Origin of the sequence: Rhizobium sp. IBUN (genome assembly GCF_000510625.1) — a bacterium.
GTDB classification, from domain to species: Bacteria; Pseudomonadota; Alphaproteobacteria; order Rhizobiales; family Rhizobiaceae; genus Rhizobium; species Rhizobium altiplani.
This window is the reverse complement of the sequence record NZ_AZNV01000030.1, coordinates 1-16,061: the sequence shown is the minus strand read 5'-3', so window position 1 is coordinate 16,061 and position 16,061 is coordinate 1. Positions and strand designations below refer to the sequence as shown.

At 60.3% G+C, this 16,061-nt stretch carries 12 protein-coding genes and 1 pseudogene; 10 read left to right on the top strand and 3 right to left on the bottom strand.

All coding sequences use genetic code 11. From position 1 onward, the window contains the following. Window positions 1-21: 21 nt before the first annotated feature. Complete coding sequence (locus tag RHIBUN_RS0123330) at window positions 22-1,782, bottom strand: MOSC and FAD-binding oxidoreductase domain-containing protein (protein ID WP_025661396.1); 1,761 nt, start codon at window positions 1,780-1,782, stop codon at window positions 22-24. 549 nt (window positions 1,783-2,331) lie between these two features. On the opposite strand from RHIBUN_RS0123330, the gene RHIBUN_RS0123325 reads away from it, so the two are divergent. The 10 genes from RHIBUN_RS0123325 (at window position 2,332) to RHIBUN_RS0123280 (ending at window position 13,189) form a co-directional block, all read left to right on the top strand. Next, on the top strand, window positions 2,332-3,495 hold the full coding sequence (locus tag RHIBUN_RS0123325) for an HlyD family secretion protein (protein WP_025661395.1): 1,164 nt from the start codon (window positions 2,332-2,334) through the stop codon (window positions 3,493-3,495). Further along, window positions 3,488-5,044 (top strand): MFS transporter, encoded by a 1,557-nt coding sequence (locus RHIBUN_RS0123320; protein WP_025661394.1) that lies wholly within the window; start codon window positions 3,488-3,490, stop codon window positions 5,042-5,044. The genes RHIBUN_RS0123325 and RHIBUN_RS0123320 overlap by 8 nt, the downstream gene beginning before the upstream one ends. A 60-nt stretch (window positions 5,045-5,104) precedes the next feature. Further along, window positions 5,105-6,373 (top strand): adenylate/guanylate cyclase domain-containing protein, encoded by a 1,269-nt coding sequence (locus RHIBUN_RS0123315; protein ID WP_025661393.1) that lies wholly within the window; start codon window positions 5,105-5,107, stop codon window positions 6,371-6,373. Between the two features lie 138 nt (window positions 6,374-6,511). Continuing rightward, entirely contained in the window at window positions 6,512-7,471 is a 960-nt protein-coding gene (locus tag RHIBUN_RS0123310) for an aldo/keto reductase (protein WP_025661392.1), read from the top strand. A gap of 33 nt (window positions 7,472-7,504) precedes the next feature. Then, complete coding sequence (locus tag RHIBUN_RS0123305; RefSeq protein WP_025661391.1) at window positions 7,505-7,882, top strand: nuclear transport factor 2 family protein; 378 nt, start codon at window positions 7,505-7,507, stop codon at window positions 7,880-7,882. A 47-nt stretch (window positions 7,883-7,929) separates the two neighbouring features. Then, complete coding sequence (locus tag RHIBUN_RS0123300; protein ID WP_025661390.1) at window positions 7,930-8,538, top strand: TetR/AcrR family transcriptional regulator; 609 nt, start codon at window positions 7,930-7,932, stop codon at window positions 8,536-8,538. A 176-nt stretch (window positions 8,539-8,714) separates the two neighbouring features. Then, a complete protein-coding gene (locus RHIBUN_RS0123295; protein ID WP_025661389.1) occupies window positions 8,715-10,517 on the top strand; it encodes an acetolactate synthase 3 large subunit in 1,803 nt (600 codons plus the stop codon). 65 nt (window positions 10,518-10,582) lie between these two features. Further along, complete coding sequence (gene mug / locus RHIBUN_RS0123290) at window positions 10,583-11,089, top strand: G/U mismatch-specific DNA glycosylase (protein WP_037217457.1); 507 nt, start codon at window positions 10,583-10,585, stop codon at window positions 11,087-11,089. A gap of 50 nt (window positions 11,090-11,139) precedes the next feature. Continuing rightward, the gene (locus RHIBUN_RS0123285) at window positions 11,140-12,144 is read left to right on the top strand and encodes a GlxA family transcriptional regulator (protein WP_025661387.1); all 1,005 of its coding nucleotides are present in this window, start codon (window positions 11,140-11,142) and stop codon (window positions 12,142-12,144) included. Between the two features lie 46 nt (window positions 12,145-12,190). Beyond that, the gene (locus RHIBUN_RS0123280; protein WP_025661386.1) at window positions 12,191-13,189 is read left to right on the top strand and encodes an MDR family oxidoreductase; all 999 of its coding nucleotides are present in this window, start codon (window positions 12,191-12,193) and stop codon (window positions 13,187-13,189) included. Between the two features lie 27 nt (window positions 13,190-13,216). Here the strand turns inward: RHIBUN_RS0123280 and RHIBUN_RS0123275 are convergent. Together RHIBUN_RS0123275 and RHIBUN_RS0123270 are read right to left on the bottom strand one after the other, a co-directional pair. Beyond that, window positions 13,217-13,507, bottom strand: a pseudogene (locus RHIBUN_RS0123275) (helix-turn-helix transcriptional regulator); the annotation flags it as partial. 208 nt (window positions 13,508-13,715) lie between these two features. Continuing rightward, window positions 13,716-16,061, bottom strand: a 2,346-nt coding sequence (locus RHIBUN_RS0123270) for a 2-oxoglutarate dehydrogenase E1 component (RefSeq protein WP_025661384.1), incomplete at its 5' end; no start/stop codon positions are given.

Below are 16,061 nucleotides of genomic sequence, written 5' to 3'. Positions count from 1 at the left end.
CGCTTGTGCGGCCCATGGCCGCTATAGGTCTATGACGAGGTCACCTGCCGGTTGCGAGCAGCAAAGCAGCAGATTGCCATCCGCAGCTCCATCGATCGGGTTCGGTTGATAGGTAACCAAGCCCGAGATCAATCCGGTCTCGCAGGTGTGGCAGACGCCGGTCCGGCAGGACCAGCGAGCCGGCACATCGCATGCCTCAGCCAAGTCGAGCAGGCTGTGCATGCTCGGGTTCCAACGCACGGCCAATCCGCTGCGGGCGAACGAGACCAATCCTCCGGAGCCGGGCTCGCCAGCCGGCTGATGCGGCGGCTGTCGCGGCGAAGTTGCGATTCCTGGCGTTATGGATAAACCGGCGCCGAACATCTCGGTGTGGATGCGATGGCGCGCAACTCCGATGCCAGCAAGTCCTTCCGTGAGGTCGCTCATGAACTTCGCAGGTCCGCAAAGGTAGAAATCGCTCTCGATCGGAAGGCCAAGCGTCTTGAGGATTGCCGTGTCCAGGTGGCCTGTCGAGTCATAGTCAGTGCCCTGTCGGTCGCCTGGCGCGGGCGCGCTGTAGCAGGTGTGGCCATGGGCTTTCGGGAGCGATCGAAGGAGCTCGCGTACCTCCTGTGCGAATGGATGCTCCAGGCTGCTGCGCGTTCCGTAGAGCCACCAGATCTCCCGCGAGGACTTCTCAGCGGCGAGAGAATGAAGCATGCCGAGAACCGGCGTCATCCCTATCCCCGCGCTCAGGAATGCCACAGGTCCGTCGCCGCGGATCAATGTGAAGCTGCCGCGCGGCGCGCTCACCCCCACGAGATCACCCTCGTTCAGTTCTTCGCTTACGAATCTGCCGGCAGCACCGTGCGGCTCGCGCTTGATGGTTACCCTGAAACACTCGCCGTCCGCGCGGCCTGACAGTGAATAGCTTCGAAGCAGGAGCGGAGCCGAGCGTGGGTGCAGCCGGAGCACGATGAATTGCCCTGGCAGGTAGGTCTCCAGCATCCTCCCGTCCAACGGCTGGAGTTCAAGCGAGGTGACGTGATTAACCACCGACGTCTTGCGAACAACGCGGAACTCGCGGAAGCCACCCCACGCCGGGCGCGTCTCGATCACGCCCGTCAGGCCAGCATTTCCCGTCACCTTCGTGCCCTCGGCCGATTGTGTGAGCAAAGCCTGGAACGAACGGCGCCAACCAGCGCTCAGCGCCGGATTGCGCAGCGCCCGTTCCAATCGGTCGCGGCGATGGCCAGGCTTGTAGAGCAGCGCGTTGATCTCCGAGACAGTCATGCCGCCCTCTCCGGATGCGGTCTTGATGATAGCGTCGTCCGCTTGGACATAGCCTTCCTCAAGAACGCGAAAATAGAAGCCCGGTCTGTCATGCAATACCAACAGAGCCGCCATTTCGGGCACGTCCATGCGAATGCCGAGCCGATAACATGTGACACGGGGCTGCGTCACCTCGAACAGCGCCCCACCGATGCGATAGCGGTCACCGATGCAGACCTCGGCGTCGGCAAGCCCATCCACCGTAAAGTTTTCTCCGAACTGCCCATAGACAAAGTCGCTTCGGCCCAAGTGCCTTTCCCAGTACCGGTAGGAGCTTATCTGGTAGACGAAGACCGCGCGTTGCTTGCCACCATGTCCGGCGCGGTCGGCCTGCCCATCGCCGTCGATGTTCAATGTCCGCGCCATGCGTGGACCCTCGACCGAGCTCTTCCAAATCGCCGTCTTGACGATCCTGTTCTGCCATTCGACGTCGCGGGGCAACCCGACGTTGACGGAAAGAAGGCGAGCCATAAGACATTCTCCCCATGCCAATACCGCTTGGTTGAGGATCCAAGGCTTCTGATCCGCAAGCGGACATGTTGCCCGGTCCCGTCACAAGAGAACATCCGAACGGACACGCATTCCATTATACGAAGGTGTCGCCGATACCTTGGTTGAATGGCGCCTCGATGACGGGCCTGCTTTCATGGCGGATCGGCGCCGCCCGGTCATGAAAAGACGAATACCTGGGCAAGCGTATTTTCATAGGTCGCACCTTGTTGAAACGATACGTATCGTTTATATCAGTCGCATGACAGCCGAGGGTTTGGTTTCGAGCGGCTCGGGGATTTGTTCCCGTAGGTCGCCGTGGGTGAATTCGATCGGTTGCCGACCCTCCTGTCGGACGATGCGGAGGTGGGTCGTGGAGCTTCGTATGTCCAATCTACGAAGCGACGGAACGGCGAACCGCATCTGCCGCGTGAACCTGAAAGCCCGCGCGGTCCGACATCGCCGATTTCTTCCGGGACGCCGCGAGCGTCGCGGAAGGCGAAACTCGGATCTACCAAACGGACGAAGACAATGGCCTGGTTGAGAAACAAGAACCAAGTAACTGAGCAGTCGGGAACCAACGTCACGGCGCTGCCTGGAACTCAGGACGGCACGCATCCGGCGGCTCCCTCCCCCAACAAAGCATCACCGTCCTCGTTCGTCGTGCCTGTCACGGCAATCGTCGTCGCTCTTTCCGCCGTTGTCGGCGCCGGAGCCAACTGGGATTGGTGGGTCGCAAGCCGATCGGTGCAAACGACGGACGACGCGGCAGTCTATGCGGACGTCTCCTCCATCAGCGCCCGCGTCGCAGGCACGGTCGACGGGATTTCGGTCCGCGACTACGAGCGTGTCAAAGCTGGTGACTTGTTGTTCTCGATCGACCGAAAGCCGTTCGAAGTCGCTCTCCGAGCTGCCAAAGCGAGGCTTCAAGCGGCCCGTGCTCAGCTCGAAGACAATGACACCCAGCGAACGTTTCAGCTCACCCAGATCGACGTCGCCGTCGCGCAGCAGCAGGCCTCCGCCGCTGATGAAATCCAGGCGAGCAAGGAGCTTGAGCGCCAGACGCGACTTGGCATCGACGGCAGGGCGAGCTCGGTCCAGACGCTGGAAAAGGCTACCGCGGCTCACGAGCGGGCGTTGGCGAACTCCAAGATGACAGACGCGACGGTGGTCGCTCAGCGGGTCAAGCTCGACGTGATCGCAAAACAGCGTGACGTGCTGAAAGCGAACGTCGACACCGCCGTGGCTGACGTTGCGGCACGTGAACTTGATCTCGGCTACGCCGATGTGCGCGCACCCGTCGATGGCGTTGTCGCGAAGCGGAGCGTACAGCTCGGAAACTACGTCGCTACGGGCACGAACCTTATCTCGATCGTGCCGCTTCCGAAGGTTTACATCCTCGCAAACTACAAGGAGAACCAGTTGGCTCTGGTTCGCGAGGGGCAGCCCGTCGACATTTCTGTCGATCTGCTGCCGGGAGAAACCCTCCACGGCATCGTTTCGAAAGTATCGCCCGCAAGCGGTTCGACGTTCGCGCTTTTGCCCCCTGACAATGCGACCGGCAACTTCACGAAGGTTGCCCAACGTCTGACCGTGCGCATCGAAATCGACCCGACGCAACCGAACTTTGAGCGCCTGCGTCCAGGCATGTCGGTCACAACCCGAATAGCCACAAAAGGAAAGCGCGATGTCTAGGCGCGTTCATTCAAGCGATCTTCCGCGACAGGGATATGTCGCGGTTGCCATGGTCATGGCGTCGATACTGACTGCCTTCGACGTCCGGACCGCAAGCATCGGCCTCGCGGACCTGCGCGGCGCGTTCGGTTTGAGTTTCGACGAGGGCGCCTGGCTGAGCACCTTCGCGACGGCACCGCAAATTCTCGTTGCACCGAGCATCGGCTGGTTGATCGGCGTCTTTGGCGTCAAGAAGGTCATGATCGGGCCGTCTATTCTCTATTCCGTCATCTCCGTTGCGATACCATTTGCCCACGGCTTCGAACCTATCGTCGCATTGCATGCTCTAAGAGCAATGGTGCTTGGCATCTTCGTCGGAGCAACGCTCTTGGTTGCCTTTCGAAACCTTGATCCGAGGTACTGGATCTTTGCTCTTTCGTTCTACGTCCTGAGAATACCGTTCGCGCAAAACCTCGGCCTGTATGCCGCCGGCAGTTACACCCAAACGATCGGATGGCAATGGCTCTACTGGCAAGGCGCCGTCGTCGCGCCCGTCATCGGCATCCTGTTCTGGTATGGCGGGAAACCGATGAAGGTCGACCGGGAGCTTCTGGATCGTGCCGACTGGGGCGGAATGGCGCTTTTTGGCGTAGCTTTGACGACGCTCTATTTCGCCTTGGACCAGGGTAACCGTCTGGACTGGTTCCGCTCGGGGTATGTGGTGTCGCTTCTCGCCGCAACGGCCTTTCTCTTCTGCGTATTCTTGTGGCACGAGACGCGGGTCAAGGATCCGTGGGCTCATATTTCAATCCTCCGTCACAGAAACATCGCGTTGGGGTTCGCCGCCATCGCCTGCTTCATGATCGCCAGTCTCGGCAGTTCGCTGCTGGAACCGAACTTCCTGGTCAGCGTGGCGCGCCTGCGTCCGGAGCAGATCGGCGACTTCACCGCACCCTACGCAGTTCTGCTTCTCTTCGCGGCAACCGGTACGGCTGTGGCGCTTGTCCGGACCCTCAAGCAACGTTGGACCTTGATCATCGGCTTCACATGTTTCGCAATATCGGCATGGCTTGGTACACAGTTGACCAGCATATGGTCGCTGCCCGAGTTCCGGCTGATCGTGATCCTGCAGACGTTCGGCGAAGAGATTGTATTTCTTGCTGCGGTGGCAACCCTGTTCAGCAATGTGAACCCGGCCCGCGCCATATCCCTCGTCGCCTATGTCCAGGTCATGCGCCTGATCTGTTCTGAGACCGTCGCGACGTCGATGACGACCTGGGTGCGCCAGCGCGAACAATTGCACTCGTACCTGATCGGCCTTCACGTCACCGGGACGACGCCGGGGTGGAATTCGATAATCGCTCAGCTTGGCTCAGGGTCTGCACCGGCAACGTCGCAGTCCGAAGCCCTGAAACGCGGCGTGGCGGTACTGGCAACGATCGTCCAGAGGGAAGCGAACGTCCAGGCCTATATCGACGGGTTCTGGATCACCTTCATGGCCGCGATTGTCGGGCTGATCGTAGTCTCCCTGATGAAGCCCTCTCCACCGCACCCGCTGACGACGAGATGAGGCAAAACCGCCGCACCGATCGACTGTTGATTGGAAGGCTCAATAGCAGGAGTTGCTCCCGTGGACGACCACCACGCCAAGAACATCACCAACTGGCTGATGCAATCCGGACTGAAGGGCTTGCCGGAGGAGGACCTGCTCGCGGGGTTCTGCGAGCGCTGCAACGCTGGTGGACTGCAGATCGACAGGGCAAGCGCCGTCATGGATACGCTGCATCCGGTGTACGAACGCCGAGCCTACCGCTGGGGTCGGTCCCGATGGATGCAACGTGTCTTCGAGTTCGGGTTCGCCAATCCAGGTGGCATCCCGAGCGACTGGCAGCGCTCTGCCTTCCACTATCTGAAGAGGACGGGCGGCACGGAGGTGCGCCGACGGCTGCTGAACGGCGATCCGGCCGACTTTTTTCTCGTCGACACGATGAAGCGGGATGGGTTTACAGATTTCATCGCCACGGCACACCGCTTTGACGATCCAGGCGCCATCGGCGGTATTGATTGCTTTTTCTCACAGTTCGGGACCCGCGTGCCCGATGGTTTTTCCGAGGCAGACGAGCAGGCGCTGCGCGACCTCCTGCCGTGCCTTGCACTTGCGGTCAAGTGCGTGGTGGTGAGTGGTGCTGCCTCCACCATTGCAAAGGTCTATCTCGGCGAGGGCGCGGCTAACCATGTGCTGCATGGAAGGATCACGCGTGGCCGGAGCGAACGCATCTCTGCAGCGCTATGGTTTTCCGATCTCGCCAACTTCACCCGGATCTCGGACACGGTCGATCCTGAAGAAATCATTCCCATGCTCAATGATTACTCCGACGCGGTGATCTCCTCGATCGAGGAAGCCGGCGGCGAAGTGCTCAAACTGATGGGCGACGGGACGCTCGCGATCTTCAGAGGCGACGTCGCCAGCCGCACATGCGCTGCCGCGCTCCATGCGCGCGCTTTGCTCGACAAGCGGCTGGTCGCACTTAATGCGCAACGCAGCGCCGAAGGCCGTCCCGTGACGGACGTCTATCTCGGGCTGCATGTGGGAGATGTCTTCTACGGAAACATCGGCAGCCAGGACCGTCTCGACTTCACGGTCATCGGCCCTGCCGTAAACGAGGTCAGCCGCATTGCCTCGCTTTGCCGACCTCTGCAACGCAAGTTCCTCATGTCCGCGCCCTTTGCGGCGATCGTGCCGCGTTCTGAGACCGATGGTCTGCAATCGATCGGTTCCCACGTGCTGCGTGGCGTCAGCCGCGCCCAGGAGCTTTTTACAATCACGGTCGAAAACGCTCCGCCACAAATCGGAATGACGTCGGCTGAGCCCGGTGCGGTGCTGGCGAAAGCGTGTTGACACCAAGGTACAATAGGCCGGGAAACGGTGTCGCTTTACAAGGAAGCACGCGTGATGTCATCGCGGCTGGTCTGGCTAAGGCGCAACGAGAAAAGCTCGCGCCGATGCAAGTTTTTGCCCCAAACGAAGGAATGGCAAATGGAAGCCCCAGATATGCTCCGCTTCAGGAGAATCCCTCTCTCCCATGGCACCGGCGCGATCCCGGTCGCCGGGTTTGGAACACTGATACCCGATGCGACTGCGACGAAACAGGCCGTGAAGGCGGCACTTTTGACAGGGTTCCGCCATTTCGACTGCGCCGAGCGATATCTGAACGAAGAAGCGGTCGGCGCGGCGTTCAGCGAATCCATTGCCGCGGGTACCTTGCGTCGAGAAGACCTTTTCGTCACCACGAAGCTTTGGAACACAAACCATCGCCCGGAACGGGTCAGACCTGCCTTCGAAGCAAGTTGCCGTCGTCTCCAGGTCGACTACATCGACGCCTATCTCATACATACGCCGTTCGCCTTCCTCCCCGGCGAGGAAAAGGACCCGCGAGACGAGTACGGACACGTCATATACGATCCTGGCGTCAAGCTGGTCGACACATGGCGCGCACTGGAAGAACTTGTCGACAGCGGCCGGTGCAGGTCCATCGGGCTCTCCGACGTCTCGCTCGACAAGCTCAAGGAGATTGTCGAGGAAGCACGCATCAAGCCTGCCATCGTGCAGGTAGAGTCGCATCCATACCTTCCCGAGTGGGAATTGCTGGAATACTGCCAGAAACACGGCATCGTTCTCTTGGCTTTCGCAGCTCTCGGCCATGCAATGGTTCCAAACCCGCTCGAGGACCCGGTCGTCACCACGATATCCAAACGCCTCGGCAAGACGCCGGCTCAGATCGCATTGGCTTGGGCAGCCCAACGCGGAACGGCATTCCTGACGACGTCCAAGAACCCAAAGCGGATCGAGGAGAACTTCGACTTTTCCACCCTGCCCGAGGATGCGATGCTTCAGATGCGCGAGCATATAACCACAAACATCCGCTTCAACGGCGTGGTCGACACCGGAGTTCCCGGCTTCATTCCCCGCGTCACCGGGGTGCAAGCAGCCAAGTGAGATTGGAAGCATGTCGAGGAAGGAATGTCCAAGATGGAAGATCGGGAACTCAGGGCGGCGCTCGAACGGCATTGGGCAGCCTCGGACGCCGGGGATTTCGAGCTGGAGCATGAAATCTATCAGGAGAATGCCCTGCTTGAATATCCGCAATCCGGAGAACATATCCGGGGACGCAGGAAGATCCAGGAAAGCCGCTTCGTTCAACCAAACAAGAAGCGTTTTTCCGTCCACCGCATCATCGGGAGCGGAAACCTGTGGGTCACGGAGTTTGTCCTGACCTACGACGGTGCGCCCTCTTACTCGGTGAGCATAATGGAATTTGCGAATGGCCTTGTAGAGAGGGAAACCCAGTACTTCGCGAGTCCTTTTGAGCCCTCCGAGTCGCGCGCTCATCTGGTCGATCATTCGTAGTGTAATCGTTGTTGATCGGGGCTACGAAGTTGAGGTACGCCTTGTCAATGACCACGAAACCGATACCCGCCCCTGCCAAGAAGCGAACATCCATTGGATCGCGTCGCAACCCGGAAGCAGAGACTGCTGTGCTTGCCGCCGCCAAGGATCTGATTTCGGAAAAGGGCTATGCCGGTTTCTCAGTCGACGAGGTCGCCCGCCGAGCCGGTGCAGGAAAAACGACGATCTATCGCTGGTACCCGACGAAAGCCGACCTTTTTATCGCGATCTACACCGCCGAGCGTTCGACCTTCGTGCCGGTTCCAGACACCGGAAATCTTGTTGAAGAACTTGTGCAGTACACGACCAGTCTGTGGCGTTTCTGGGAGTCGCACCCGGCCGGGGCCGCGCTTCGCGGCTTGATCGCCGAGGCACAGGGTACGCCGGAGGCGCTAAGTGCGCTGCGCGACAGGTTTCTTCCAGATCGCACCGCCGACGTGAGACGGATGTTGAGCGGCGGTGCAGCGCGCGGCGAGTTGCGGGCCGACGAGGTGGACGACAAGGTCGCCCTGTGGGTCGGCTTCAGCTGGTTCAAACTGCTGGTCGGCGAGTTGCATGACGAAGGCGCCATAAAGTCGGTGATGATGCAGATTGCAGAAGTTCGGCGCGACAGCTAGCGCCGAGCCAACTCTGATGGCGTGTCGGCCAGGACACCGCTGCTGCCTGAAACCCTGGCCGTAAACGACGTAGGATTGTCTGTTTTTGCCACGGAATTGAAATTCCGGACAGGTGTCGCGCGCCTATATTGGATCGATAGACCCTAGAGCCTGTGCGCTAAGACTGGACCTCAATCATGACGATCAATATCACCGCAACGACGCCAGCGACGGCAAACTTCGAAGAGATAACAGGCGCAGCCATGGTCGTGCGAGCCTTGGCCGACCAAGGGGCTGAAATCCTCTTTGGGTATCCGGGCGGCGCGGTGCTTCCCATTTACGACGCTCTCTTGGATGAGCCCCGGCTTCGCCATATCCTAGTGCGCCACGAGCAGGGTGCAGCCCATGCCGCCGAGGGATACGCGCGATCGAGCGGCAAGCCGGGCGTCGTTCTCGTCACCAGTGGGCCGGGCGCGATCAATACCGTCGTCGGCATCGTCGATGCGCTGATGGATTCGATCCCGCTGATCGTCATCACCGGCCAGGTTCCTACTCATCTGATCGGCACCGACGCTTTTCAGGAAGCCGACACGATCGGCATCACGCGCTCGTGTACAAAACACAATTATCTGGTCAGAAGCATTGAGGAACTTCCTCATGTCATGCACGAGGCCTATCGGATAGCGACCACCGGACGGCCCGGCCCTGTTCTGATTGATATCCCGAAGGATATCCAGGTCGCACGCGGGCGTTACTCAGGCCCCCGCGAGGCGATCCCTCTCCATCGGTACGAGCCGCAGATCAAAGGCAATGCGGCAAGCATCGCACAGGCCATAAAGCTTCTGTCCGAGGCGCGCCGGCCGATACTCTACACCGGTGGCGGCGTCATCAATTCCGGGCCCAAGGCGAGTGCACTGCTACGCGAGTTTGCCGCCCTTGTCGGTGCGCCCGTTACCTCGACGCTGATGGGCTTGGGGGCGTTCCCCGCCTCCGACGACCTGTGGCTCGGAATGCCTGGCATGCACGGCGCATACGAGGCCAATCATGCGATGCACGACTGCGACGTCATGCTCTGCCTCGGCGCCCGGTTCGACGATCGCGTCACAGGTCGTCTCGACGCCTTTTCTCCGGGATCGCGGAAGATACACGTCGATATCGATCCGTCGTCGATCGGAAAAGTTGTTCCCGTCGACGTTGGTATCGTCGGCGATGCCCTGTCTGTCCTGGAAGACCTCATCGCCGGGTGGCCACGCCAGCGTCAGCAAGAGCGCAAGGATAGGCTTGCGCCCTGGTGGAAGCAGATCGAGGCGTGGCGTGCACGCAAGGCATTCGGCTATCGCAATTCCTCGGAAGTCATCAAGCCGCAATACGCGCTCGAGCGGCTGCGGGCGCTGACACTCGACCGAGACGTCTACGTCACGACGGAAGTCGGGCAGCACCAAATGTGGGCGGCGCAGTTCTTCCATCTGAACGAGCCAAACCGCTGGATGACATCAGGCGGGCTTGGGACGATGGGTTATGGCCTGCCGGCTGCGATCGGTGTCCAGCTCGCGCATCCCAGGAGCGCCGTCATAGACATCGCCGGCGAGGCATCGATACTGATGAACATCCAGGAGATGTCGACTGCGGTCCAGTACAGGCTCCCGGTCAAGATATTCATCCTCAACAACGAATACATGGGAATGATCCGGCAATGGCAGGAGTTGCTGCATGACGAACGCTACAGCCATTCCTATTCGGAAAGCCTTCCGGACTTCGTGAAGCTCGCCGAGGCGTACGGCGCCGTGGGTATCCGGGCGGAAAAGCCAGAGGAACTGGACGGCAAGATCATCGAGATGCTGGACACTCCCGGACCGGTGATCTTCGATTGCCGGGTCGAGAAGACCGAAAACTGCTTGCCGATGATCCCGTCGGGAAAGCCTCACAACGAGATGATCCTGGCTGACGAAGTCGTGGACATGGGCTCGGTGATATCCGCCGAGGGCCGTGCGCTGGTGTGACCATGTGTGGAGACCCGCAGAACCGCACGTTTATCGAAGGCGGCCTCGATGTTGATGCTCCCGCCATCCAGAGCGGGGGGCTGTCCGACGTCCTTTCGGCAGGCCTTCGCGTTGTCTTCTGCGGCCTCAATCCGGCCGTCACCGCTGAGCGGGACGGCCACAATTTCTCGTCGCCCAGTAACCGCTTCTGGCGGGTTCTGCATCTGGCAGACTTCACCCCTCGCCTGTTGAGGGCGGAGGAGGAACAGGAATTGCTCGCTTACGGCTGTGGGATAACAGCCGCAGTGTCGCGGGCGACGAGGAGTGCTGCCGAACTGACTGCCGACGACTACGTCACGGCTGCACCCGAGCTAGAGGCGAAAATCAACCGCTTCTCACCGCACAATCTGGCGTTCCTGGGAAAGGCTGCGTTCGCTGCCATCAGTGGCCGCGGTGATTGCGATTGGGGACGGCAGAGCGAGGTGTTCGCCGGAGCGAGGACCTGGGTCCTGCCGAACCCGAGCGGCCTCAACAGAGCGTTTAACCTCGAGCGCTTGACCGGACACTACCTCGACTTAAGATCGAAACTCTAGCCGCTTGCACGGCCCGGAGCCTGCGGGCGGCCCACAAGCAGGGGCCGACCATGCGTATCGCGATCCTCACCATCCCTGGCGTCCAGATGCTCGACGTGGCAGGGCCGATGGACGTATTCTCGGAGGCCACGACGCAGCTGAAAGGGCGAGCCGGCTATTCGCTTGAAATCGTGGGCCTGACGATGGAGCCCGTCACCGCCCTCAACGGCACTCGATTTCTGCCGGATATGTCGATCAAGGACACTCTGGAAGGGTTCGACACTTTGTTGATTGCCGGAAGTCCCGGCATCCGCGAGTATGAGGATCATCGAAAGCTTCTGCAGTGGATAGGTCGGGAATCGCGCCACGTTCGCCGGCTCGCCTCGATATGCACTGGCGCCTTCCTTCTTGGAAAGGCGGGGCTGCTGGACGGTCGTCGGGCGACGACACACTGGAATTCCACTTCCCGGCTCGCCAACATGTTTCCGAGCGTGAGGCTCGAGCCAAATACGATCTTCGTCAAGGACGGTCCAATCTATACCAGCGCCGGGGTCACCGCGAGCATGGATCTGGCCCTTGCCCTGGTGGAAGAGGATTTCGGCCGAAGCATTGCGTTGCGGGTCGCCAAGGAACTCATCCTGTTCCTCCAGCGTCCCGGCGGCCAGTCGCAGTTTAGCGTTCATCTCGAAGCGCAGGCGGCCGAGATCGGTCCGATCCGCGACATCACACAATGGATCGTCGACAACATCGCGGGCGACCTCTCGGTCGAAACATTGGCGGCACGGCTTGGGATGAGCAGCCGAAATTTCGCCAGGACGTTTAAGCGCGAAACCCACATGACCCCCGGCGATTACGTCGAGGCTGCCAGGGTGGAAGCCGCTCGGCGAATTCTCGAAGAGAGCGACACCCCGTTAAAGAGGGTCGCAAGCCTGTGCGGGTTCGCGGATCAAACCGGTTTGCGTCGCGCCTTCATGCGACGGATAAATGTGACGCCCGTCGAATACCGCCACAGGTTCCGGCCGTCCGGGGCGACAGCCGTGAACGCGCCACCGCCTCGGACGCTTGCTACGGCGTGAATGATGCCAATTCGACCACTACACGGACGACACTTTGGAGACAGTCATGGAAAAGAGCTTCCCGGCGATGGTGATCGACAGCGGGGACGGCAAGACAAGCGGCACGTTTCGCGAGATTTCCATGGCAGAACTGCCGGACTACGACGTTCTGGTCGAAATCGCGTACTCGACGCTCAATTACAAGGACGGCCTGGCAATCACGGGCAAGGGGCGCATCGCCCGACGCATGCCGATGATCGCTGGCGTGGATCTGGCGGGTACGGTTGTGGAGAGCCGTTCGACAAAATGGCAACCGGGCGACAAGGTTGTCCTGAATGGTTGGGGACTGTCCGAGACGGAATGGGGCGCCTATTGCCGATATCAACGAGTCAAGGCGGAGTGGCTAATCCGCCTACCCGACAGCTTTTCGATGCAGGAGGCGATGGCCATAGGGACCGCCGGGTACACCGCAGCCCTGTGCGTCGATGCGCTGGAGAAATGGGGCACGATAACGCCTGGCTCAGGCGAAGTGATTGTCACCGGGGCGGCTGGTGGTGTTGGCTCGGTCGCGGTCGCGCTGCTTTCCGCGCAAGGCTACAATGTCACGGCGGCGACAGGGCGTCCCGAGACCCACGACTACCTTGCTTTCCTGGGAGCGACCGGCCTTGTCGATAGAGCAAGTCTTCAGGAGAAAGGACCGCCGCTTCAAAAGGAACGTTGGACCGGCGGCATTGACAGCGTCGGTTCGAACACGCTGGTAAACATTCTTGCTCAGACGGTACGAGGCGGCGCAATCGTCGCCTGTGGCCTTGCCGGGGGCGCGGATCTGAACGGTACCGTGATGCCGCATATTCTTCGAAGCGTCGCATTGATCGGCATGGACTCCGTCGCTGCCCCGCTCAAGCAACGCCTCGCTGCATGGAGGCGCCTTGAGCGCGATCTCGACAGGGAGAAGCTAAGAAAGATGACGACCGTCGAACCCATGTCCAGACTACCCCAACTTGCTGAGGACATCATCGCCGGGAGAATACGCGGCCGTGTGGTTATCGACCTCGCCTCGACCTGAGCGATCCACGCTTTTCCTGTTTCCCTGGAGGTCGTGCGCAAGCTGCTTCAAGAACGTGGCGATGGCTTCCTCGTTGCGCTTGTAGAAAATCCACTGTCCCACCCGCCTGCTGGTGACGAGGCCGGCCGCGCTCAGCGCTGAAAGATGTGCCGAAACAGTGGATTGCGCCAGGCCGCTCCGCTGGAATTGGTTAGCGCAGACGCCCATTGCGAGGGGATGTTCCTGATCACCAAAATGCGTCTCCGGATCCCTCAGCCAATTCAGTATGTCCATTCGTGCCGGGTGCGCGAGCGCCTTGATGACTTGCAATGTTTCCATGGTCTTTCCTTGAACCTCACTCGCTTTGCTGCGCGAGAACGACCGATACGTCGATGCTGAAGCGCCTTTGCCTCGGCATCGTGGACGCACGCTACGCGCACGACGACGATCGATCGGATGAACGTGGACGTCATGTAGTCCACCTGCCCTCGCGTCCGTCTTTCTGGGAATGAGATCAACTTAAACGTATGTTGATCTCCATTCGCAGCTATGCGGCGAACGCCGCGTTCATAAACAGGCCAACCTCCGCAACGTGGCGCGACATCTGACCGGAAGCCGTTGATGCCGAAGCTGGTCGGCCCGCATAGCCCGCTCGCCCCGCGGATCCGCGAGCTTGTGTAATGGCCCATTCGAGGTAGGGCTCGACGAATGACCAAGCGCCCATGTTCTTCGGCTCCTCTTGGCACCAGGCGATGCCAGCCGTCGGGAAGCGCCCCAGTTCCGCTGCAATTGCCTTGACCGGGAACGGATAGAGCTGTTCGACACGCAGTAGATAGACGTCGTCGATACCGCGCCTGGCCCGCTCATCCTGAAGATCATAGTAGACCTTGCCCGAGCACAGCAGGAGCCGCCGAATTTTGCTGTCGGGGACCAGCTTGACCGGGTTTCCATCGTCCATTTCGCCCTCGTCGCGAAGGATGCGTTGAAATCGCCCCGTTGTGCCGAGGTCGACGAGGTCCGACCGACACCGCTTGTGGCGCAGCAAGCTTTTGGGAGTCATCAGGATCAGCGGTTTGCGGAAATTGCGCGCCAGTTGCCGCCTGAGAATATGGAAATAGTTTGCTGGGGTCGTGCAGTTGGCGACCTGCCAGTTACCCTCGGCCGAACTTTGCAGATAACGCTCCAACCGTGCTGATGAATGTTCTGGCCCCTGACCGTCATATCCGTGGGGCAGCAGGCAGACCAGGCCCGACATCCGCAACCACTTGCGCTCCGCCGACGACAGGAACTGGTCGAACAGCACTTGGGCGCCGTTGGCAAAGTCACCGAACTGCGCCTCCCAGAGAACAAGCGCGTTCGGTTCGGCAAGCGAATATCCATATTCGAAGCCAAGGACGCCCTGCTCCGACAGCATCGAGTTGAAAGTCTCGCACGGCGCCTGGTCGGGACTGATGGAAGCCAGCGGCGCGTAGCGCGCCCCGGTTTCCTGATCGATGATCACCGAATGGCGCTGCGAGAAGGTCCCGCGTTCGCTGTCCTGCCCCGAGAGACGAACTGGATACCCTTCAACGGCAAGTGATCCGAATGCGAGCGCCTCTGCCGTCGCCCAGTCGATGCCGGTACCGGCCTCGATCGCCCTACGTCGCGCCTCAAGGAAACGACCGACAGTGGGGTGCGCGTGAAAACCGCCCGGTAGCGTTGTGATCTTGTCGCCGATGGTCCTTAGCGTCGATACCTCGACGCCTGTAGCGCCATCGCTCTCATCCTCGCTTTCAGCGCTGCCAGAGCCAAGTCCCGCCCATTTGCCATCCAGCCAGTCGCCCTTGTTCGGCTTGTATGATTTGGATGCCTCCAACTCGAGATCAAGGTGCTCAACCCACCTCTCGCTGGCGTCCTCGACCTCGCCCTTCCCTACAACCCCCTCCGCGATCAGCCTCTCCGCGTAGATGTCGAGCGTCGACGTGTGCTTTCTAATTTCCTTGTACATCTCGGGTTGAGTGAACGACGGCTCATCGCCCTCGTTATGGCCAAAGAGCCGGAAGCAGATCAGATCGATTACAACAGGTTTGTGAAAGGTCTGGCGATATTCGATCGCGAGCCTGGCGACGCGTACCACTGCTTCAGGATCGTCGCCATTCACGTGAAAGATCGGCGCTTCGACCATCTTGGCGACATCGGACGGATAAGGTGAGGACCGAGAGTAGCTCGGGTCGGTCGTGAAGCCGACCTGGTTGTTGATTATCAGATGGACCGAGCCTCCCGTCCGGTAGCCTTTCAGGCCTGATAGGCCGAGGCTCTCGGCAACGACCCCCTGTCCGGCGAATGCCGCATCGCCGTGGATCAGGAGCGGCAGGACTGTCGTGCGCTCCGCTGTATCGCTGTGCTGTTCCTGCTTGGCTCTGACTTTCCCCAGCACCACCGGGTCGATGATCTCAAGATGCGAAGGATTGGCGATCAGGGACAGGTGAACCCGCTTACCGCCGATCTCCCGATCCGAAGAGGTTCCCAGATGATACTTTACGTCGCCGGACCCTTCAACTTCGTCCGGGAGGAATGATCCGCCCTTGAATTCGCTGAAGATTGCCCGGTGTGGCTTGTGGATCACCTGGCTAAGGACGTTCAGACGTCCGCGATGGGCCATGCCGAAAACGACCTCAGTTACACCAAGGGCCACACCATGCTCAAGGATCTCTTCGAGAGCAACGATTGTCGACTCCCCGCCGTCGAGCCCAAAGCGCGTCGTGCCGACGAACTTCTTGTTGAGATACCGCTCGTACCCTGTCACCTCCACGAGCNTCTGGAGAAGCCGCCGCTTGTGATCAGGCGCCAGTTCGGTCTTAGCGTTCAACGGTTCGACACGTTGCTGGATCCATGTCCTTTGCGTCCTGTCGGA